16 protein-coding genes are annotated in these 22,225 nt (G+C 30.7%); 2 read left to right on the plus strand and 14 right to left on the minus strand.

The window, feature by feature from the left end; translation table 11 throughout:
* Positions 1–63 precede the first annotated feature (63 nt).
* Both LXH21_RS09130 and LXH21_RS09135 read right to left on the minus strand, forming a co-directional pair.
* Positions 64–1,332 (minus strand): alpha/beta hydrolase, encoded by a 1,269-nt coding sequence (locus LXH21_RS09130; protein WP_239864999.1) that lies wholly within the window; start codon positions 1,330–1,332, stop codon positions 64–66.
* Positions 1,333–2,435: 1,103 nt separating this feature from the next.
* Entirely contained in the window at positions 2,436–3,785 is a 1,350-nt protein-coding gene (locus LXH21_RS09135) for a hypothetical protein (protein WP_239865001.1), read from the minus strand.
* Positions 3,786–4,106: 321 nt separating this feature from the next.
* On the opposite strand from LXH21_RS09135, the gene LXH21_RS09140 reads away from it, so the two are divergent.
* Positions 4,107–4,379, plus strand: a complete 273-nt coding sequence (locus LXH21_RS09140) for a hypothetical protein (protein ID WP_239865003.1) — start codon at positions 4,107–4,109, stop codon at positions 4,377–4,379.
* Positions 4,380–4,616: 237 nt separating this feature from the next.
* Here LXH21_RS09140 and LXH21_RS09145 read toward each other — a convergent pair whose 3' ends face one another.
* From LXH21_RS09145 to LXH21_RS09195, 11 genes are all read right to left on the minus strand, one after another.
* Positions 4,617–5,186, minus strand: a complete 570-nt coding sequence (locus LXH21_RS09145; RefSeq protein ID WP_239865005.1) for a hypothetical protein — start codon at positions 5,184–5,186, stop codon at positions 4,617–4,619.
* 910 nt (positions 5,187–6,096) lie between these two features.
* A complete protein-coding gene (locus LXH21_RS09150) occupies positions 6,097–6,639 on the minus strand; it encodes a hypothetical protein (RefSeq protein WP_239865007.1) in 543 nt (180 codons plus the stop codon).
* A 744-nt stretch (positions 6,640–7,383) separates the two neighbouring features.
* The gene (locus tag LXH21_RS09155; protein ID WP_239865009.1) at positions 7,384–7,986 is read right to left on the minus strand and encodes a hypothetical protein; all 603 of its coding nucleotides are present in this window, start codon (positions 7,984–7,986) and stop codon (positions 7,384–7,386) included.
* A 193-nt stretch (positions 7,987–8,179) separates the two neighbouring features.
* Positions 8,180–8,596 carry a hypothetical protein gene (locus LXH21_RS09160; protein WP_239865011.1) on the minus strand — a complete coding sequence of 139 codons (417 nt, stop codon included), beginning with the start codon at positions 8,594–8,596 and terminating at the stop codon, positions 8,180–8,182.
* 98 nt (positions 8,597–8,694) lie between these two features.
* Positions 8,695–8,949, minus strand: a complete 255-nt coding sequence (locus LXH21_RS09165) for a hypothetical protein (RefSeq protein ID WP_239865013.1) — start codon at positions 8,947–8,949, stop codon at positions 8,695–8,697.
* 175 nt (positions 8,950–9,124) lie between these two features.
* Positions 9,125–9,580, minus strand: coding sequence for a hypothetical protein (locus tag LXH21_RS09170; protein WP_239865015.1), 456 nt, complete (start codon positions 9,578–9,580; stop codon positions 9,125–9,127).
* Between the two features lie 200 nt (positions 9,581–9,780).
* Positions 9,781–10,443, minus strand: a complete 663-nt coding sequence (locus LXH21_RS09175; protein ID WP_239865017.1) for a hypothetical protein — start codon at positions 10,441–10,443, stop codon at positions 9,781–9,783.
* Entirely contained in the window at positions 10,443–10,916 is a 474-nt protein-coding gene (locus LXH21_RS09180; protein WP_239865025.1) for a hypothetical protein, read from the minus strand. The genes LXH21_RS09175 and LXH21_RS09180 overlap by 1 nt, the downstream gene beginning before the upstream one ends.
* Before the next feature lie 164 nt (positions 10,917–11,080).
* Positions 11,081–11,629, minus strand: a complete 549-nt coding sequence (locus LXH21_RS09185) for a hypothetical protein (protein WP_239865028.1) — start codon at positions 11,627–11,629, stop codon at positions 11,081–11,083.
* Positions 11,630–11,813: 184 nt separating this feature from the next.
* Positions 11,814–12,593, minus strand: coding sequence for a hypothetical protein (locus LXH21_RS09190; protein WP_239865030.1), 780 nt, complete (start codon positions 12,591–12,593; stop codon positions 11,814–11,816).
* Positions 12,594–12,867: 274 nt separating this feature from the next.
* The gene (locus LXH21_RS09195; RefSeq protein WP_239865032.1) at positions 12,868–13,860 is read right to left on the minus strand and encodes a tyrosine-type recombinase/integrase; all 993 of its coding nucleotides are present in this window, start codon (positions 13,858–13,860) and stop codon (positions 12,868–12,870) included.
* Between the two features lie 342 nt (positions 13,861–14,202).
* Here LXH21_RS09195 and ccsA point away from each other — a divergent pair, with 342 nt between their 5' ends.
* A complete protein-coding gene (gene ccsA / locus LXH21_RS09200; protein ID WP_239865035.1) occupies positions 14,203–17,400 on the plus strand; it encodes a cytochrome c biogenesis protein in 3,198 nt (1,065 codons plus the stop codon).
* 2,884 nt (positions 17,401–20,284) lie between these two features.
* Here the strand turns inward: ccsA and LXH21_RS09205 are convergent.
* Complete coding sequence (locus LXH21_RS09205) at positions 20,285–22,222, minus strand: OmpA family protein (RefSeq protein ID WP_239865036.1); 1,938 nt, start codon at positions 22,220–22,222, stop codon at positions 20,285–20,287.
* Between the last annotated feature and the right edge of the window lie 3 nt (positions 22,223–22,225).

The following is a 22,225-nucleotide window of genomic DNA, read 5'->3' on the forward strand; positions in this document are numbered from 1 at the left end:
AAAGATTGTTTGATGTAGTTTCGCTGTGTTCATGAAACTGTGTTGTTGCAAATTAATTAGTATTTAGTTTTTCAAAATGAAGCTCGTAATGTTTTTTATAAATCCGTCCGCCAGCGGTAATGAAGAGTTGTTGTATGTTGCAACATTCGCTTTTTTGTCACCGTCAACTGTTCGAAAGATGTGATTCATTTTCTCAATCAGTACCAATTGTGATTTTGGGTTTGCTTTTGAAAGTCGCTTTGCATCTTCAACTGTTACCTGAATATCATTAGTTCCTTGAACGATGAGGATAGGCATATTTAATTTCTGTATTTCAATTTGTGGGTCATATTTAAACCATGAAATCATATAAGGCTGAACACTTTTTCTGAAAAGAGAGTTAAGCACTGGATTTACATTGTCAGCCGTTTTTCCTTTTACCAAACTGTCAAGAATTGGATAAGATAAATCTTGAACTTCTTTTGGTTGAGTGCTTAATTGTTCTTTAATAGTTTTATCTGCCGACTGTCCTGCACCAGCGATAGAAATAAATTTATCAGCAATTGTTGATGCAATCATTCCAATCAATGAACCTTCGCTGTGTCCTATTACAATGACTTTTGAAAATCGTTTATCTTGCTTTAATAATTGTATCCATTCCTTTGCATCATTTACATAGTCATCAAAGCGAAGGTCAGTCTCGCTTTTTCCTGCTGCTTTACTTTCTGCGATTCCTCTTTTGTCATAGCGTAATGACGCAATATTATTTTCAGAAAGGCCGTAAGCAAGTTTTTTGTAAGCATCGCATTTCATCATAGGATTATTACAATCTCTATCTGTTGGTCCAGAACCTGCAATTATTAAAGCAACAGAAATGTTAGAGAAACTTTTAGGAGTAGTTAATGTTCCAAAAATATCTCCACTCTTTGTCTTTAAGATTATTTGCGTTTCCATAAAGTTCGTGTCCTTGTTTTCAGATGCAATTACCGCTTTTTCTTTTTCAGTTTTTACTTTTGATAAATCCATTGGAAAAGATTGCCCTGCTTGCTTAAAGTTTCCAATAATATTATTGTCTTTATTCAAAGTTCCTTCGTATTCAATTCTTGAATTTGTTACCGCAAGCTTTAACACTGAATTATCAAAACTTGTAGTGGTTACAGGAATTTCTTTTGCTCCTTGGTCTGGGCTATCCATGGTAGATCTATATCCATTGTCTGTCTTACTGATATTGAAAACAACTCTTAATTGAGTTCCTTGCACTTTTAATATTCCATTCCACTGTCCACTAATGTCTTGCCCAAACACAGTTAAAGATGTTAAGAATATAAGTAGAATTAATGATGCTTTTTTCATTCTGTTTGATTTATATGTAATTTTATCGTTCGTCATTGTTTCGGTTTCATTGCAGTTTGCACCTTGTCAACTAAACTAACGTCGTCAGGTGAAATAATTATTTTATCTCCGTGCTGCGTCCGAACAAGGACTTTATTGTTCTTCTACGTTAGATACCATGTCATGTTTCCAATTTTAGATTTATACTATTTTCCGAAGTAGCCAAAAAGTCCACCAATACCAAAAGTTCTGATTGTACCTGAAAAGTCTGTTGAGTCAACAGTTCTAATTTCGGTTACGTTAGAATCTTAATTATTCTTTCGCTGACTGGTCGTTGACTATTAAGTTCATGACTTGATACAAAATATCTGATTGTGTTGTATAAATAACTGATGACAATTGTCGCAGCAAAAAGCAGAAGGACTCTAAAGTTGGTCTGAAGTGCTATTTGCTGAAATAATTGCTCTTACATTCTTCTATCCAATTGCAATGAAAAGAATAAATGCTCCTGCTGTCATTACCTAGCATAAAGTGTCAAGTGATGCTTTGTAGTCCATATTGATTATATTTTATTTAGGTGTTAAAGTAGTTTCTTATAGTCAGTTTCAGGTTAGCAGTGTCCCTAAGCATGACGTATAACGTCAGTCTGTGAAAAAACTAATATTTATTTGAATCAAATATAACACATAATGCCAAATAAAAAAGAAGAAAAGTTGTATATTTAAATATGCAACACATCACCGGAATTCCTCGTAATTAGCTATTTTTTACTAGTTTAGAAGAAACTATTAGTACGGATAATGTGGTTCGTTTTATCGATGCTTTTGTCGGTTTACTTACAATAAAATCATTAAGTATTATCGTTAATATTTCAAAGAAAGAAGATCGTAATACTTATTTATATGGCACTTTATATCCTGATGTGACGGATAACACTAAAAATACCTTATAATTTACTGCAAAAAATATGAGGCAGGATAGCCACTTGAAATGCTATTAATTCATTTAACGAAAGATCTCCAGAAATAGATGTTGTGCAATCAGCTTTTTAGCCGTGAAAGATTCAACACGAGTTTCATTATTTGTGCTTCGCACGCAGCGAAACTCTACCTGTTGTGGGCAGTTTATTTTTTTAATAAGGTTTCAAAAAAATTGCTTTTATTATAGCTATCCGGTTTTTTGTTTTCTAACTTATTCATTTTATTCGAATTACTATGATAAAAATAAACAGCATTTTTGTCTTTAAAATAATAGTTGTATTCTATTACTATATCAGTTTGTCCATTTCCTCCATCACAGCCCGAGATTTCATCTACCGAAGAACCTATAAATTCAATAGTATCATAATCTGCTATATTTTCAATCACTTGATTTTCAATTAGTAATTTATTATCAAATGCGTAGGCAATTTTAAGGTTTTTAATTTTTGATTTATAAGGTATTGACTTTTCGATAGTATTATTATCATTTAAAAAAAATATAAATCCTTTACTGGTGTAAAATTGCGGCATACTATGCAAATAGGAATATACACCTTCGTAATTTACTAATGGGTCTAATAATATTGTACTGTTTTGACTGTGGTTTGTTTCTTTTTTAAAGATATTAGTTCCGTTACTGTTAGTTACAATTTTGTATTGATTGAACTTATCATAAAAAACACTGAATTTTTCATTTAAACTTTTCAAATCGGCGACTTCAGCTACGTCAAATCGACTGATATCATTAATTAAATCGAAATTATTAGAATATAGATTTTTGTTGTGTAAAATATATTTTATATGTGGTAAAAATGTCGCATGTTTTATTTGATAAAACAATACACTTTCTTCGTTTTCTAAATCGACCCCGTTTTTATTATAAATCCATAAACTACCGTCGTTAAAATCCAATACTAATTCTGCACTAAAATTTTGTGTAAATTTTGCCTGTGTAAAGTTGTGTTTCAATCCCAATTTTTTAAAATCAGCAGTAACATCTCTAATGTTATCAAAATTTAAATCAATCATTAAAAAGGTATTGTGGTCATATAAAAAATGGTCATCATAATCCCAATCAGATAACTGAAAATTTGTAGTAGCCGCATCTAGATTTTCAATTTCATTAATTTCTCCAGCATCTTCATCATACGAAAATACTTTAGTGTTATCCTTTAATAAATAACAACTACCTCTTCCCGCTGTAGAGTGATGAATGATTTTAGCATTATTCGGAAACTTTTTTAAATCTTTAATAGTGCTCCTATCGGTATTAATATCATAAGTCAAGTGTTTCCATTTGCCATTAATGCAAAATGCATGAAGTCCAAAAACTTGTGATACTTTATTTTTATCAATTATTTTTTTAACCCCTTTTGCTTCAAAAGTGTCTGTGTTTTTGTCTATCCAGTAATACCCAACTTGATTGCAAATAATTAATCCATCGTTACCCTCAGAAATTAGCTGGATGTTTTTGCTTGAAATATCTTTGAGCAAAATTATAGTACGATTTACTATGCTAACTCCGTTTGGGTCTATGATTGTAGTATATAAATAACATTTTTCGTTTTTGGATATAATTTTATAATTGGTTTTTGTGTGATAACGATAGCATTCACTCGCACATAACGAATAATAAGTTAATATAAAAAATAAGAGAGTTAATCGTTTCATAACTACAAATTTGCTATTTAAGTTTTTAGGTATGCAAGTGTCAAAATTGTCTATAACGTCAGTCTGTGAAAAAACTAACATCTATTTGAATCAAATATAACACATAACGTCAAATAATAAAGAAGAAAAGTTGTATATTTAAAGATGCAACACATCACCGGAATTCCTTTAAATCAGCTTTTTTTTACTAATTCAGGGATACAATCACACAAATGTAATAGGTTTAGAAAAAGTAAATGGCGAACACAGTTTAATTATGTTGGTTTACAACATCAAACGCAGTATCAAAACACTGAGCGTTCCCGATTTAATTACCAAACTTCAAAAATGGAACTCACCATACAAGGCAAAAGTCTTGCTTTTGCTAAAAACGACGTATTTAAACCCGAATACAGACTTCCTTTCGTTTCAAACTAAATCAGCTGCCTAAAAAAAATAGCCTTCTTAGACGGCTTTATTTAAGTTGTAATATCGTAAAATTTAATGATTATTGTAGAAAAAGAGGTTTTTTCACAGCCTGACGTTTGGCGGCTTGCAGAAGTTGCGGACTTCGTGACCGTATAATTTTCTACTAAGATAGAATTTCTTGCGAAAGAAATTTGCCAATCTTGCAAAATTCTCGCAATTTCTGCAAACCGCTGTTACCAGCAGTTTTTATTTTTTTAGTAATCTTATTCCAAGTAAAACAATCAAAATTATGTTTGTCAATACTAAATACATTTCTAATTCTACACTTTTGTCTTTCTTAAAAGTTAACTCTTTTGCTAATTGGTTTTTATCAAGTTCAGCATTTTGATTTACGTTTATTTTAAAATCAGTTTTCTTGTTTTCTGTTTCTTCGAGGTAAACAATTTCATTTTCCTTATTTTTTGCAACTATCCAAAATTTTCCTCCATCGCTGTCGATACAAAATTCGGAAGTTTCATTCGGCTCCAATTCTGAATTATAGTTTACAAAATTTCCGCTTCCATTTCCATAATCGTCCCAAAATGCAATTGCATAAATGCTTAAATTTTGATTAGTTATATTCTGTGTTTTTATGTCAATTGGAGTTGAAGCTCCAAAACAAGAACCAAATAAATAAGTTAAACTTAAAGAAGAAAAACCAGCGAAAAGCCCAAAATAAATTAGCAGTTTTGAGCTGATTTTTTTCTCCTTTGAAGAAAAGTAAATAATTATTAATAAAATGATATTTAGAAATATGGAAAAAAACAGTACGTTCATTTTTCAGGTTTTTCGGTAAAATTGCTGGTAACGTTTTGCTGCTTTGAGATGGCTGGAAGTTCGTAACCGCTCAATTTTCGGCTTAACGAAACCTTGATGCGAAACGGTAATTCCACTAAATTCCAGCTAGCTCAAAATGGCTGTTGGCAAATCGGTTATTTATGCATCTTTTCATTTAAGATTTTGTTTTTAGAATTTTTCTGTAAATCTAACTATAAAAATTTTTTATGTCAAATTCATTACCAAATAATTGGATAATAATATGTAAAATATTGGTATACCAAGAAGTAAAATCTGAAACAACAATTCAATTGAAGTTTGTTTGTCTGATTCGTCATCGTGCCAAAATTCATTAAATTTAATAGCCAAAATTAAATTCCTTTCATATTTTTTAATAATATAGTTATCAAAATACTTATAAAGTAAAATAAATATTATAAAAAAAAATGAACCCCAAAATATATTTTTTGAATAAACTTCGTCGTTTTTATCGTAGGATAAAAGAGTTATAATTGGTGATAAAATTGATGTAATCAGGAACGTATTGTAAGTTTTTCTCTTGCGTAATATTTTATGTGATGGTGGATATAGAGCAACAAATAACCACAAGCAAATAAAACAAATAATAAATATAATTGTACTGATCATTTAATTTCTTTTAGTTTCAATTGTAGCTAATTTTAATTTTTCACACTAGTTACTTCAATATTTTATTCTAATTATTAAACAATATTTGATATAAAATAAATTTTCGCATGTCTTATTTTTTAACTGTTTGCCAACGTTATGCCACTTTGAGATGGCTGGAAGTTCGTGACCGCTTAATTTTCGGCTTAACGAAAACTTGATGCGGAACGATAATTCCACTAAATTCCAGCTAGCTCAAAATGGCGGTTAGCGGTTGTGTTTTCTATTCAGTTGAGTATAAAATCCCCCAATAACCATATTTCATTTCTTTTTCGAATATTTCTCCAACCTCATATTTTCTGTATACTTCTAAATTTATTAATTCTTGATTTTTTGGATTTTCAAATTTTATATAATGTCTTAAACGTCCGTTTTTGGTTGTATTTGGTTTGTACTCTTCCACGTACTCTTTAATCTTTACAGTTTCTGATTTTCCGACAAGCTTATTTGTTGTTATAATTAATGAAAACACTATTCCAAAAAAGATTCCGGTTAAACAAAATAACATCATAAAAATGGAAATTCCATCGCGTAGTCTTTCCTTAATTTTAGTTTTCGGTATATCATTGTCAAGTGGCTTTACTTTTTTAAAATAGAAAGTTGGTAAAAGAATTAACAGACAAATAATTATAGGAACTAAAAAATATTTAGCGGTTATTCTTTGCGCAGTTGACGCTTCAAAATAATCTATATAAAAAAATGGATAACTAATTATCAAGGCGCAAATGATAAGAAAAAGTATAACTTTATATTTCCAATTTTCCATTTTTGTAGTTTCGTTTTTTTAACATAACCGCTAACGTTTTGCCACTTTGAGATGGCTGGAAGTTCGTAACCGCTCAATTTTCGGCTTAACGAAAAGGTGATGCCAAACGGTAATTCCACTAAACTCCAGCTATATCAAAATGGTTGTTAGCTGTTGTGTTTTTATTTAATGTGAATTTCAATTTTCGAGCGTATTAAAATTCCTTTTCTATTATTCTGTAAAAAACTTTTAATTGAGTTTTTAGTTTTATAAATTCTCTTGATTTCATTCGTTTCAATTTCAATAGTCTTTATTTCGTTTACTATTTCGTCAATTTCTTAATCCGACCAATTCCTGATACCAAAGTCAATCTTTACAGTTTCTTTCTGTTTAAAATTAAAAACTATAGAATCTCCGACTTGAAGACTTTCTAAATCGTAATTTTCTGTTTTCGGTTTTATATTAAGTCTTACTTTCGCGATTGAATTTGAGTTATTTATAAAATAAATGTAATGAGGTGGATCATAGCTAAATAGGAAAAGAGAAAATATAAAAATAAATAAAATTTTCAATTTTGGTATCATAGAATTATTGTTTTTTTTACGCTTTTTTCGTTTTCTGCGCTAACATAACAGCTAACGTTATGCCACTTTGAGACGGCTGGAAGTTCGTAACCGCTCAGTTTTCGGCTTAACGAAAACGTGATGCGAAACGATAATTCCACTAAATTCCAGCTAGCTCAAAATGGCGGTTGGCAGTAGTACTTTATTTTGATAATTCATTTTTTAACTCGTCTTTTTCTTTTTTAGTTTCTTCACCTAAAACCTTGCAAATATTTTCGAATGTTATTTTTCCTAACTTACAATATATCATTAACTCGCTTCTAAAATTTTGAAAATCATTAGAGTTTAATAATTGAAAATTGTAGGTTTTCTGCTCTGCTGATAAAAATGTAATTGTAATATGATTTTTAACACCATTTGATAAAGTAGAATTAAAGTCTCCTGTATTTCTTAAGCTTTTCTTACCATAATAATCCTCATTATATATTTCTATATTTTTAATAAGATTAAGTTCATAAGTTTCATTTTTAATTTCAATAGCGTCATTTTTAAATATAATAAAACCTTCAATTTTTCCTTTTAAAGAATCTGGATTTGCCATTCCAAAAATGCTCCAAAATAAAGTAACGAATGCAAGTATTGCAATACTTCCACCAAAAATACCATTTATCAAATCTATTTCTATTTTTAAAATTTTCTGATTGACGAGAATAATAAAAAGACAAAAAAAGAAAATTGAATAAATTGTTCTATTTTTTGTCCAATAAAATTTATCAGTTTTGATAAAAACTCCAAATTTCTGCATTTAAAAATCGACTTTTTTGTTTGTGAAACTCATTTCTAGCGTTTTGTTGTAGTATTACTGCCAACGTTATGCCACTTTGAGATGGCTGGAAGTTCGTAACCGCTCAATTTTCGGCTTAACGAAAACGTGATGCGAAACGGTAATTCCACTAAATTCCAGCTAGCTCAAAATGGCGGTTGGGTGATGTTTTTATTTATTCAATCTTGTATTCACCTTCTTTTAAATATTCTTTATAGTGATTTAAATTAGCAAATCTCATAATGTGGTAAATGTCATATCCGTAAATTATTTTTTTAGATTCGGTTAAAATAAATCTAGTTTTGGAGGGATAAAGACTAAATTTTGCTTCATATAAACTAATGCCTTCAAAGCAATTATTTAATATATATGGATTTATTCTGCAACCATCGCTATATTTTTCAATTGCACTTAATATTTTTTTCATCATCTCGAAGTGCTTTTCTGATAGTTCTGTCTGTCCTAATTTTTTATAAGCATACCCCAACTCTTTTTGTAATGTTATATTATTTGGCGAAATAATTCTTAAAGTAGCAGATAGGTTAATTGCGTCTTCATATTTTGAATTTTCATTTAATTTGTAAATAGCCAAAGCAATACTATCAATTTTAAATGGATTAAACTTTAAACTATTTCTGTATTTTGTGTAAGCGATTATTTCTTCAGACGAAATTTCTAAATCAATAGCATTTAATCTGCTTTCAATTTTTTTAAAATAGAATTAGAACTATTGTCGGTAAAAGACGTACTGTCAATTTCAAATATTTGTACGTTACAAATTTCTTTTTTTAGATTCGTTGATTCAGCAACTTCAACGATCTCTTGTGGCTTTTCGTATTTTTTTTCGTTTTTTAAACTTGGAGCTGGAGGAGGAGGAGGAGGCACTTCTTGACAATAACAATTATAAAAGCTAGAGATTAGAAGTAAAAATAAAATTTTATACATTTTTTTGTAAGTTATTGATTATTAGGTTTGTTTGGCAAAATATTACCCAACGTTCTCGCGCCTTGCGCCGTTTGCGACTTACGAAGACGAGTATTTTCGGCTAAACGAAAATACGATTAAAAAACGGTAATTCCACTAAATTCGCAAATGGCGCAAGACGTGTGTTGGCGGTAGTTTATTCTTTAATCGGAAAGTACATTTTGCCTGGAATTTTGATTATTCTTTTTCCGTATGGAATTTTAATCAGGAGTTCTAATTCATTATCATTTATTGATTTTGGGATAAAGTCATAGTTAAATCTAGTTTGGTTATTTTCTCCAATTTTTATTTCTTTTGTGCCTTCAATTTTAAAAATTTCATATTTTGGCAATTTTCTATTAAAAGTTTGTAGAAGCATAACAATATTATTTTTCTTTCCAACTTTCACTACTTGTTCGTCTGAAATCCCAATTAAAATTTGAGAGAATAGAAATTCTTCTTCAATATTTGATAAAGAATCTTTTAACTGTTTGTTTTGTCTTTCAAGTTTATCAATTTTAGTCAATAAATTTTGTAATTCTTTTGGTTTCTCTTCTGAATTTTTACATCCCATCGAAATTATAAACAAAGAAATAAAAAGTAATTTTCTCATATTTTATTGTAATATATATCTTGTTTTGTGCACTATATTTCTGATTCTGCGGTTAAATTACTGCCAACGTTCCGCCGCTTCTCGTCAGTTGCGAACTTCGGATTTTTTTATTTTCCGTTAAAGATAAAAATTCTTGCGAAACGTGAATGTGAACTTACCACAAAATTCGCAATTGCGAGAAACGGCTGTTACCGGTAGTGCTATATGATTTTTCGCAATGTCAAAACATCGATTTTCTCACCATTATTTTCAATACTTATGGCTCTACAACGCTTATCAGCAGGATTTTCTACAACAGAAAGTTCTTCCATTTGGACTTCAGTAATATGTCTGCAGCAAAGTTCGCCATTATATAATTTACCTTTAAAGTGATTACAATTGCCATAATCTAATTTACATATAGAACAGTGGCTTTCTTTTACAATTCCACCATAACTATGAAACATCATTTTAGGAAATAAAGTTTTCTGATAGTCAATCAATCTATTTAAATAATTTTGCAAATGATCTTGATCAAAAGGATAATTTCTAATAACAGTTCCCAAATTGTATTCACATGTAATAAGAATATCCCAAGCTTCTGCCATTCTATCTTCTTTCAGTGAAACTAGCATTTTTAATTCGAGTTGAATAATTTCAGCAAGTGTAAATAAACAATAAGCTAAGTTTGCATCATTCTCATAATTGTGTTCGGAAAACTCCTTTTTAGCTTTAGATATTTTCTCTAAGTACAAATCTAAATTTTTAATTTCTTCTTTCTGAATTTCAATTGCAACAGCAAAAATGGCTTTTCGCTGTGCCTCAAGCATAGTTTCATTAAATTCGAAAAGCAAATTATTTGGATTGGTAAAATATGGATTCATTACAATGACTTTATTATTTCATTTAATTGACTTAAGCCGTCCGCATTTCCATCATAATTGATCTTTTTAATAGTTTTGTTTTTCTTAGTTTCAACGTAAATTTCAAGCTTTACGTTTTTACTACCAGTTTTTCCTTTAAAATGGTCATAAATATAATTTGAGATAAGATTTAAAGCAATAGAAACTAAATCTGGATTTTGAGTAAGTAAAGAAAGACTGATGAACACTGCTGGTCCATAAAAATCTGCGGACTTTCTATTATAAGAGTTTGTAATTGAAATTAGCTCCGCAGTTTCAATTGAATTTAATCGCAATAATTTTCTTAAGTCAACTGTAGAATCTGCAAAAAAGAATTCATTATTGGATTGTGCCAATTCAATATTTTCTGGAAGAAAGGTAATAGCCTCAGGCTTGCTTAAATTAAATTCAGTGAATTTTTCAAGTAGAGGAGAATCTTCAATTGTATAGTTCATTTTTTATAGGGATTATGTCGAATCATTACCGGTAACGTTTTGCTGCTTTGAGATGGCTGGAAGTTCGTAACCGCCTAATTTTTGGCTTAACGAAAACTTGATGCGGAACGATAATTCCACTAAATTCCAGTTATATCAAAACAGCTGTTGTGCGTTCGGCTTTTTTAAGGTAATAAAAATAACCTCCAATTATGCCAATATTCATCATAGTTTTCTTTAAAACTTAAAAGTTCATCTGAAAGAGGTAAATCTAATAATTTTGCATTTTCATTGTATTCATTTTCAGTATAAAATTCTTCTAATTTGTCTTTATCAGAATTATATATAAAATGAAAGTTATTGTATTTTCCGCAAACAATTTCATCAATAATTTTAAATTCCTTCGCTTGTAGATTACTTCTGTCTTTTGTTTCTACATCATCTATCGTCGACTCTTCGGTCCAATCTACATTACTAACTGCTTTTGAAAAACTAATTGGAATTCTCGCACTATCTCCTAAACCGTGATTACCATAAGGCGTAAACATATAAAATAAAAGTAAAAGACAAGTAAATATCCAAATTGATTTTTTCGTTTTGAATATTTTTTTGCACCATTCAGGTTTCTTTTTTGCTGGAATTTCTTTGAAAATAAAATACAAAATAGTTGAATAAATCCAACCTAAAATTGATATTTTGATAAGTTCAAATATAAAGTGAAATAATGATGCCATTTAGTAAATTATTAAGTCTTCTATTCGTTTCTACCAAGCTGACGCACAACGTGTCGCGGCTTGCAGAAGTGGCGAACTTCGTAACCGATTATTTTCGGCTAAGATAAATTTTCTTGCGAAAGATAAATGTCAATTTACCTCATATTTCGCCATTTTTGCAAACCGCTGTTGTGCGTTCGGTTTTTTATGCACTTCCACTTATATTTAATTCTGAATAGTTGTGTTTTGTTAAATTCACTTTTAGATTTATATTACAATTTCCGCCGTCGTGCATTCGTATTATCGAATATTTATAATTGTCTTTTTCGTATTTATTTTTGCAATAACAACTTACCCAAACTTCAATTTCTTGTTTTGGATTTATCACAACAATACATTGTTTTACGTAATTATTTATATCTTTTAGTTTTGTATTATTTTCCACAAAACATTTCTTCAATATTATATCTAATTCTTCTAATTCATTTTGTTTTAAATCATATGCTTTTATTGTTTTTGGCTTATAACCATAATAAATGTTACTATAATATTTTTCATCGAATGTGAAAATTGCATAATCTTTAATTTCGTCAAATTTCAAACTATTTTTTGACTTTAACTTATTTCTCTTTATTTCGATTTTCAGCGGAAATTCTCCATCAACTAATTCGACAAAATTATTTTTAATAACCGCTTTTGTTGAGTAATTCGCTTTGAAGTCAGATGGAAAAAAGTTTATGGTATCATTTATTATTTTGAAAAAACCATTGAATTTCTCGGTCTTTTCATAATTTGGGCTTGTTTCGTAACGTACACAAGTGTAAGAACTGTCAGAATATATTTTTAGATTTATTTTACCAAATATTCCATAATCGTTTTCAGCAAAAATTTGCTCAATTTTTGTTTCTTTTACAATTTTAGTTTTTTCTCTTTTACAATTTAAGAATAGAGTTAAAATTAAAATATATAGAATTTTGTTTTTCATTTTTCTTTCGATGTTCTTTCGATGATCTTTTGGTTTTCTATGCGTTCCACTAAACTGACGCACAACTAGTATATATGCGAAATAAACCTTCGCATAGCCACCCGAAATTGGGTGTATAAGCGAAGGTTTGTTTCGCTTTTATTTGTGTTTCAAATATAGATAATTAAACTTACAAATCATCAAAGGGACTTTTTATTTGTTGCAAACTCTTGGTGCTTACATGTGTATAAATTTACTCATTTTTCAACATTTTTTTTTTAGGTATTCCTGAACCTCATACTTCGGTTTCAGTGGTTTTGCTGCTATTATGTCCTAGCAATTCTTGAATGTATCTCAAATCTGTACCACTTTCGAGTAAATGGGTGGCGTAACTGTGGCGCAACCAGTGTAAGGTTACTGGTTTTTTTATCTCTGTTTTTACTAGAGCTTGCTTTAAAATAAGTTGTAAACTTCTCGCGTCATAGGCTTTTCCTACGGTTTGACCTTCAAACAGAAATTCTTTGGGTTTGCAGGTTTTGTAATATTCACGTAGCAATTCTAAGATCTTTGGGCTCAAAGGAACTATGCGATCTTTTTTGCCTTTTGAATTTTTAAGCAAAACAATGTTGCGCTTGGAATCGATATCCAGCGGTTTTAAAGCAAGTAGCTCACCGCACCGCAATCCGCAGCTGTAAATGACCGAAAGCATGGTTTTGTGTTTGATGTTGCTATGTGCATCCAAAATTAATTTCACTTCCTCTTTACTCAGTACATTGGGTAGTACTTTGGCACGTTTTGGGCGGTGAATTTTATCGATAAAAATTTTGGTATCTCTGATGGTCTGAAAAAAAAGTTTAATTGCATTGACGGTCTGATTTTGATAAGAAGCAGATAGTTTAATTTTTAGAATGTGGTCATTATTGTAGATAATGATGTCGTCATTGGTTATTTCTGCAATTGGTTTTTCTCGGTAAAACACCAAAAATGATTTTAGAGCATCGCTGTAGGTGGAAACGGTACTTTCGCTATACCGCTTAGAACGTAAAAATTGTTTGAATTTTTCAATTTGTATAACACCTTCCCCTGAGGGCAAAGAGTGATTAAGCAACGTTATTTTGAATCTATTCCGGTTTTCTTCTGTATCTGGTAGATGCCAAGCAATTAATGACTGGCTCCAGCGCGCTCCTTCTATTTGTTTGATGCGTGCAATTAAATCAATGTCTTTTTCGAAATATACAGCAATTCTAGTGTCACTTTTATATTTAATTAATTTGGCTGTCCACTTCATAATTGCTAAGTTTTATATTTTAAAGATAATTATTTATTGATTTGAAATTGTTTTAATTTTTGACTTACGTGAGGGATAGCAGTGGAAAGCCCGGAAAGAAGTGTAGCGGTAGCGAAACTTATTGAGGACTTGTAATGTATAGCCCGACAGCATTCTTAAAATGAGCTACTATGTGCAATGAAGATAGCTCATTTTAAGAATGGTGGCACGCCCAAAAGAAACCAGCATAGAAAGTGCTTTTGAAGCTTAATTTTGGATTAAATTAACAAATGGGCATCAAACAAACCGAACATTTTTGAGTACTTTTGTCGGACTTTTTAAATTTAATATATACCCTGAAAAATGGATAAAAAAATTATCTCTATTTTGTTTTCCACCCGATTGATGGCGGTGCTTTTCTTAACTTTTGCTATTGCTATGGGTGCCGGAACTTTTATTGAAAGTAAATACAATACCGATACTGCCCGAATTATGATCTATAACAGCTGGTGGTTTGAAGCAATCATGGTTTTTTTCTTGATTAATTTTGCCGGAAACATCAAACGTTACCAGTTGTGGAAAAAAGAAAAGTGGGCTACTCTGATTCTTCATTTGTCTTTTGTTTTTATCCTTTTGGGTGCTTTTGTAACACGTTACATAAGTTATGAGGGTGTAATGCCGATACGTGAGGGTGCTGCTGAAAATCAGTTTTACTCAGATAAGACGTTCTTGACTGTTTTTGTTGATGGGGAGTACAAAGGGGAGATGAAACGTAGGGTTTTTGATCAATCGATTCTTCTTTCACCAGCTACTAGCAATGATTTTTCGCTTTCGGGTAAATTTGGAGAAACTCCTTTTGAGGTAGAATACCAAGATTTTATAATGGATGCCACCGAATATATTAAGGAAGACAACAGCGGAATTTTGTACATGAAAATTGTCGAGGCTGGTGATGGTGGTCGTCATGAGCACTTTTTGAAGGAGGGTGAAGTACAAAATATACACAACGTTTTATTCTCACTAAACAATCCTACTGATGGAGCTATAAATATAAATACCACGGGTAAAGAGTTTACAATTCAGACTCCTTTTGAAGGTAATTTTATGCGTATGGCAGATAAATTTGAGGGTAAAGTTACCAAGGATGATGTGCAACCCTTGATGATGCGTTCTTTGTATAGTATTGGTGAGATGCGTTTTGTACTACCAGATATGCCTGTAAAAGGGATTATTGCCTATGAGTCTAAAAATGATTACAAAGCAAAAGGGGGTGACAATGCTTTGATTGTAAAAGTAAAAGCTGACGGACAAGAAAAGGAAGTGACTCTTACTGGATCTAAAGGTAAAATAGGGGAACCAAAAACAGTTAAGATTGGAGATAAGGAATATAGCTTATTCTATGGTAGTAAGGCATACGTATTACCTTTTAAAATAAAATTAAATGACTTTATTGCTAAGAAATATCCTGGAACAGAGAAGAGTTATTCTTCTTTTGAAAGTCTTGTAACCGTACAAGATACAGAAACTTTTGACGCCCATATTTTTATGAATAATGTATTGGATCATAATGGCTACCGATTTTTTCAGTCATCATTTGACCCTGATGAAAAAGGAACGGTATTGTCTGTTAATCATGATTTTTGGGGTACAAACATTACCTATTTCGGATACTTTTTGTTGTACTTTGCTATGATGGCGATTATGTTTACCAAATATTCTCGTTTTGCAGATGTAAAACGTAAACTTGAAGTAGTAAAAATGAAGAAATCAAAATTGATCACTTTACTTGTGGTGTTATTGAGTTTTAATGGTTTTGCTCAAACGCATGACCATGACCACGAGCATGATCATGATCACGAACACGAACAGACTGAAAATAGTCTAAGTGCCCACGTGGAGCGATCTCCTACGGCAAAGGAACTAGATTCTTTGCTTAATAAATTTAAAGTTTCTCCTGAGCATGCAGCAAAATTTGGACGTTTGATTGTTCAGGATGCTGGTGGAAGAATGAAACCTATCAATACATTTTCGTCAGAGTTATTGAGAAAGGTGAGTCAGTCCAATGATTATAACGGAATGAATTCTGACCAGGTATTTTTATCGATGTCTCAGTATGCAAAATTATGGATTGAGGTGCCTATAATTTATTTGAAATTGGGTAATGATAGTATTCGAAAAATAATAGGTATTGATTCAAAACAGAAATACGCACCTTTTATTAAATTTTTTGATGCTAAAGGAAATTATAAATTATCTCCCTATTTGGATGGCGCTTACAAGGCGGCCAATCCTAATCAATTTGATCAAGACTTTATCGCGGCAGATAAAAGGGTTAATTTAATGGAATCGGCTTTGAGTGGTTCTATTATGAAAATCTTCCCGATTCCAAATGATGCCAACAACAAATGGATTTCGTATTTGGAAACAGAGAATTCTGGATTAAAAGGGATGGATTCTACTTATACCAAAAGTATTTTACCACTTTATTTTGGTTCTTTGAATAATGCTTCGGTTACAAATGACTATAAAAATGCAGATGATTTATTGGAAAGCTTACATGGTTTTCAACGTAAATTTGGTGAGAAAGTAATGCCATCTGAGGGGAAAATTGATACTGAAATTTTATATAACAAATACGATATTTTTCAGAAACTTTTTAACTGGTATATCCTTGCAGCGCTTTTAATGTTCGTATTTACAATTATGCAAATATTCAAAGATCGGAAGTTCTTAACAATTGCGGTAAACACAATGCATGTTATTATTGGTTTATTATTTGCTTTGCATACTGTCGGTCTGATAGCGCGCTGGTACGTCTCTGGTCATGCACCTTGGAGTAATGCTTACGAATCCATTATTTACATTGCGTGGGCAACCATGTTTTTTGGATTGGCATTTGATAGCAAGTCAAAACTTACCGTTGCTTCATCTGCTTTTGTTACGGCTATGATTTTGTGGGCATCTAGCCTTAACTGGATCGATCCAGAAATTGCTAATCTACAACCTGTACTTAATTCTTATTGGTTAATGATTCACGTCGCTGTGATTGTGGCGAGTTATGGCCCTTTTACTTTGGGAATGATTTTAGGATTTGTCTCTTTACTTTTGATCTTTTTTACCAATGACAAGAACAAAGCTAAGATGGACTTAAATATTCAGGAGATTACCTATATCAACGAGTTAGCTTTAACAGTTGGATTGATCATGCTAACAATTGGAAACTTTCTTGGAGGTCAATGGGCCAACGAAAGCTGGGGTCGCTACTGGGGTTGGGATCCAAAAGAAACTTGGGCTTTGATAAGTATCATGGTTTATGCCTTTGTCATACATGCTCGTTTTGTACCATCATTACGTGGTAAATGGATTTTTAACCTAATGAGTATGTTTGCTTTTGTATCGATTTTATTCACGTACTATGGAGTAAATTTCCACTTGGTAGGATTACACTCTTATGCAAGCGGTGAAGCTAAATCGTTAGACTGGCTTTACTACTTATTGGGAGGTATCGCACTGATAGGAGCAATTACGTATCCTAAATATAGAAAGTATTACAAGAAGTAATTATTAGATAAATAATCAATAATAAGGTCCATGGAATTTAATTTCTATGGACCTTTTTTTAGTTTTAAAGTGGTTTATTCGAAAGTGATTTATTGAAGGTAATTACCACAAAGACTTTATTGTTGAAAAAAGCATTAGAACGACTGATTTTAGGCTAATTTGAGCCTTAATGCGCTCTTATAGTAATCAACATCTAGAAGAAGATGAAAGTTATATACAATCGCTTAAAAGGCTTCTTTTGCACTGAGTTACTTTTTGGCAGTCTAATTTGTAAATATTCAATTATTTAGAATCTTATCCTTTAAAGTAGACTATGATTAATAATATTATTTTCTTTTCAGAAGGAGGAAGTGTAGTTGCTATAATTCGATTAATAATAAGCTAAGTTTCAAAATTATGTTTAATTTTTTTCGAATGGAATAATGCAGTAGTAACTTTAGCAATGCTGATTTACCTTGTATCTTTATCAAGTTTTTTTTTATTTGTATCGAAAGTGATAGTCTCGATATGATCTGTTATTGTGATTGAAGAACTATTTAATCCATGTTAATTTAGTTTGTATTTAATGCAGAATGTCTTATTCGAAATCTCCTATGCTATTAATAAATGGGAATATTTAGATTTGGTAATATTAAGTGATCAGTACTTCTAGAAAAGTTTGAGATGGTGCAACAACAGTAAGTAATCTAAATTGCTAATTGTTAATTTTCGAAAGGCAGGTGTAATTTGGATCTCAATCAGTAAGGATGCTATAAGCAATCAATAAATAGTGCAATAGTCATCTCCGAAATGAAAGCTTTTTAAAGTTAAGCTAACAGCTATTTTTACCAGATTAATTTGTCTGAAAAGGTATAGTATTGCATGGTGAGGAAAGTTTGAGTTTAAGAAACTAAGACCTATTTGCAATACCAAACAGTACATTTGTAATTTTAGTAATGAATTGTATAGGGTGTCAATACAACATATATATAATTCTATATTGTTGGTAAAGTAGGCCATTGATTAACGATTTTTAATAAGCAACTTTGCATAGTATAAAATTATTCTGTTGATTTTACGGTAATGAGTATGATCAAATAATGTTAGATCTGCAGTGGTACTAAATAGATGCCAGCCTTACTAAATTGTAGCAATTTGTATAAAGTTAAATTACATGATTGTTAGTTCCAATTAAAATTGTAATGCAGTATGATTAATAATCGAAATTTAGATTAACACTCTCGTTTGATAGGGGGCGAAACAATAAAGACTTGCAATTAGAAATTCTAATTAAATTGTGAACTTTGGAGTATTGAGTATATAAAATTAAAACGGTAATATATTTAGTTTTGATCTGATAAATATTCGCGAATGATACTGGCTACATCTTATTTAAATATACCAATATCTAATACTCTATAACTTTTTTATAACGTAACCTAAAACTGTCTAAAAATGACGGAAATAAGTTTTATACGATCTTAAAATGATCTTATATTTTGGCTAGTCATTCATTCAAAAATTTCGTTTTACATTATGTGATTAAACTTGTACTGAATAAGGTGGCTAACTTGTTCACCCATAACAATCAAATTTTGATACGAGATAATTATAGGTGCTTTTAAATGAGTTTAAGTTAAGGTTGCATAACTTAAATCATCCTAGCTTAAATGCCCGAATTAGCTGTTTTAGAGTTGTTTTAAGCGCTATTTATACAAAATGCTTGATCATGTAAATTATCAATAGAAATTATTTAAAATCACAGGTCATAATTCAGTTAGTTTTTTAATTGACAATAACGACATTTTGATTATACAAAGTAATGTGACAGTGATTTTATTAAACTATTTGCTAGATCGCTTTTTTGTCAAGTTGTTATGACAACCAATATACAAAGTTATAAATCTAATCCAGAATCGCTTTAGAATCGTTTACTGCAGTAGAAAGCTAGATCAAATTTTTAAGCTGTCAATATGATCTCTTCCCAAACCTTAACTTCGTGAAAATAGCAGGTTATTGATGATAATTTGGTAACACAATATATTTAACGCAATTCCTTAAATAGCAATTAAAAAAAAATACAGTTTCCGTATTATTCAAAAAATCAATTACTGAATGATTTTACAAAAAAAGCTACTTTAATAAACTGTAAAAGGTCACAGGCAATATGTAAACGGGGCTTAAGAGCAGGAGGTAGGAAGCTTAAAATTATTCGAGAATTAAACATCTAACTTTTCAGTAGTCTGAATGTTTATTTTATAAAATAATACATTAAAAACAAGTTATAGGTTTTTCAAATATCATCATTTATTATTTTAATCTGCCTTTCAATTACAGGTAGGAAGTTTAACTTAAAATTTTTATTTATTGAATTTGGCAACTTATTAAGTTAAACACGATTTCGTAAATAACTATGTAAATAAAATTAATGATATATAGACAATTGCCCTTGATTCTCAAATGGCAAAAAGAAAATAGTTAAGATTAAATATTGTCATTTAAAATCTAATTTTCTATCTGTATGTTCGAAAATGCTTTATCAGAATAGGAGTGAGGCACGATTTTTATACTTAATTAAAATTACAAAAGGCCATAAAAAAATCAAATTTTAAGTTACCAATTTTTTTCATGTAGTCGATATGAATTAAGTATAACAAAGTTGTCATTGTAAAAATATGAATGGTATCTCAAAAATAGATTATGATAAATTTATAGAAACTGAAATACTGTGCAATTCTATAATTTAAAGTGAAATTCGCTCTCAGAGCTAACTGGTAATCTGAAAAATCATTTTATTTAGACCACTAAAAAAAGGTTATTCGAAAAATAATTTAGAACTTTTTAAGAGCTAAAGTATTTTAAGAATAACCTTTTAAATTTTATAGAAGTATAGTACTTCTAAATGCTATAAGTCAGTGATGATAAATTCACTTCTTCTATTGAATTGGTGCTCTTCCTCTGTACAAGATACTCCATCGACACATTTGTTTACAAGTTGGTATTCACCATATCCTTTTCCAATAAGTCGGTCGGCTGTAACACCATTTTGTACCAGCCACTTGATTGTCGCTTTAGCACGTCGATCTGATAATGATTCGTTGTATTTAAATGAACCTCTACTATCTGTATGAGATCGAATATCCAATTTCATATTTGGATACTGTCTTAAAACATCTAATATTTTTTCTAAGTCTAATTCAGCTTGTGGTCGAATATCCGATTTGTCCAAGTCAAAGTAAATCAATTTGATTCCGAAACAATGTCCTAAATCATCACCTACAGAAACTTTACACGTAATTTTTTCAAGTGCTATATTAAGTTCTGTTCTGCCTTTTTCAGTAGAAGTGGTAACTTTTTCTTCTCTTGTATTGTAGTCTGGTTGCTCAGCTCTTACATAGTACGTTTTTCCGCAGTCCACTTTAAAGGTATAATTACCATTTGCATCCGCAGTTGTTGTTGCAATTTCAGTAAATTTTTTATCAAATAAACTAACTTTTGCATTCGGTAATGGTTCCTTAGAATCAACATCTGTAATTTGTCCGTACAATTCTTGCTCGCAGGTCAATGGTTTATTTTCTATAAACTTATAAATATCATCATATCCTTTTCCACCATCTCTGCTAGAAGTAAAGAAACCTCTTCTCGATTTGCTATCGATAATATAAGCAAAATCATCTTTCGGTGAATTAATATCTGCACCCACATTTTGAACATCACCATAGGTATTGTCATCATTTATCTTGGTAACAAATACATCCAAACCTCCTACACCAGGATGCCCATCAGACGCAAAGTAGATTTCGTTTTCATCATTTAAAAAAGGAAATGTTTCACGACCAGGGGTATTTATTTTAACTCCTAAATTTTCAGGTTTTCCATAAGTTCCGTTCTCACCAATAGATACCTTAAACAAATCCGAAAGTCCGATTGTTCCTGGCATATCAGATGCAAAGTAAAGTGTTTTTTCATCCTTACTTAACGCAGGGTGCGCAGTAGAGTAGGAGTCACTATTAAATGGCATTTCGGTTATATTAGACCATTCATTATCTACAAGTGTTGCCTTATAAATTTTAATTAAAGTAACATCATTAGCATTTTTACCTTTTTTTCCATCTAGATAATTATTTCGAGTAAAGTAGATCGTTTTACCATCTTTTGTAAAAATAGGAGTTGACTCATTAAATTTAGAATTAATTTTTCCTTCGAATTTCACTGGATTCGACGGATTCAACTTTTCATCTAAATCAGCAACATAAAGATTTGTAAAATACTGATTTGTCCAAGTGTGTTTTCTTTGCCCAATACTTCCTGTATCACGTGCAGAAGCAAAGATCAATTTATTATTAAAAAACGCCGATCCGTAATCTGAATATTTAGAATTAATAGACGTACTATCTACATCATATCTTCCTGTATTATTTTTTATTTCGGCAAGATAATCTCTGTTCTTATCATAAAAATCTGCTCTGCTATCATCAGTTGAAAGTTCTACAAACTTTTGCATAATTAGATCAGCTTGCTTATTTTCTCCTATCGCACGTAATGATTGCGCATATCTAAAAAAGTACTCGGGCTTAACATCTGCTTTCATTGCAAACAATTCTCCGTACCATTTGGATGCATTTGCCAACTGCCCATTAAAGTAGTATGAGTTACCAAGTTTTTCGAAAATTTCGACCGACTTATAACCTTTTTCAGCTACTCTTTCATAAGTTTTGATAGCGTCTATGTAGGCAAAATTATCATACTTTCGATCAGCTTTGGCAATTTTTGAACTTTGCCCATATATATTAGCTGAAAATATCGTGATTATTGTTATGTATAGAAGAATATTATATTTCATGAT

It is taken from the genome of Flavobacterium algicola (assembly GCF_022399565.1).
In the GTDB taxonomy this organism is placed as follows: Bacteria; Bacteroidota; Bacteroidia; order Flavobacteriales; family Flavobacteriaceae; genus Flavobacterium; species Flavobacterium algicola.

Coding starts and splice junctions, on each gene's coding strand:
- LXH21_RS09130 (WP_239864999.1), bottom strand. CDS start 1,332: ATGAAAAAAGCATCATTAATTCTACTTATATTCTTAACATCTTTAACT.
- LXH21_RS09140 (WP_239865003.1), top strand. CDS start 4,107: ATGCAACACATCACCGGAATTCCTTTAAATCAGCTTTTTTTTACTAAT.
- LXH21_RS09145 (WP_239865005.1), bottom strand. CDS start 5,186: ATGAACGTACTGTTTTTTTCCATATTTCTAAATATCATTTTATTAATA.
- LXH21_RS09150 (WP_239865007.1), bottom strand. CDS start 6,639: ATGGAAAATTGGAAATATAAAGTTATACTTTTTCTTATCATTTGCGCC.
- LXH21_RS09155 (WP_239865009.1), bottom strand. CDS start 7,986: ATGCAGAAATTTGGAGTTTTTATCAAAACTGATAAATTTTATTGGACA.
- LXH21_RS09165 (WP_239865013.1), bottom strand. CDS start 8,949: ATGTATAAAATTTTATTTTTACTTCTAATCTCTAGCTTTTATAATTGT.
- LXH21_RS09170 (WP_239865015.1), bottom strand. CDS start 9,580: ATGAGAAAATTACTTTTTATTTCTTTGTTTATAATTTCGATGGGATGT.
- LXH21_RS09175 (WP_239865017.1), bottom strand. CDS start 10,443: ATGAATCCATATTTTACCAATCCAAATAATTTGCTTTTCGAATTTAAT.
- LXH21_RS09180 (WP_239865025.1), bottom strand. CDS start 10,916: ATGAACTATACAATTGAAGATTCTCCTCTACTTGAAAAATTCACTGAA.
- LXH21_RS09185 (WP_239865028.1), bottom strand. CDS start 11,629: ATGGCATCATTATTTCACTTTATATTTGAACTTATCAAAATATCAATT.
- LXH21_RS09190 (WP_239865030.1), bottom strand. CDS start 12,593: ATGAAAAACAAAATTCTATATATTTTAATTTTAACTCTATTCTTAAAT.
- LXH21_RS09195 (WP_239865032.1), bottom strand. CDS start 13,860: ATGAAGTGGACAGCCAAATTAATTAAATATAAAAGTGACACTAGAATT.
- ccsA (WP_239865035.1), top strand. CDS start 14,203: ATGGATAAAAAAATTATCTCTATTTTGTTTTCCACCCGATTGATGGCG.
- LXH21_RS09205 (WP_239865036.1), bottom strand. CDS start 22,222: ATGAAATATAATATTCTTCTATACATAACAATAATCACGATATTTTCA.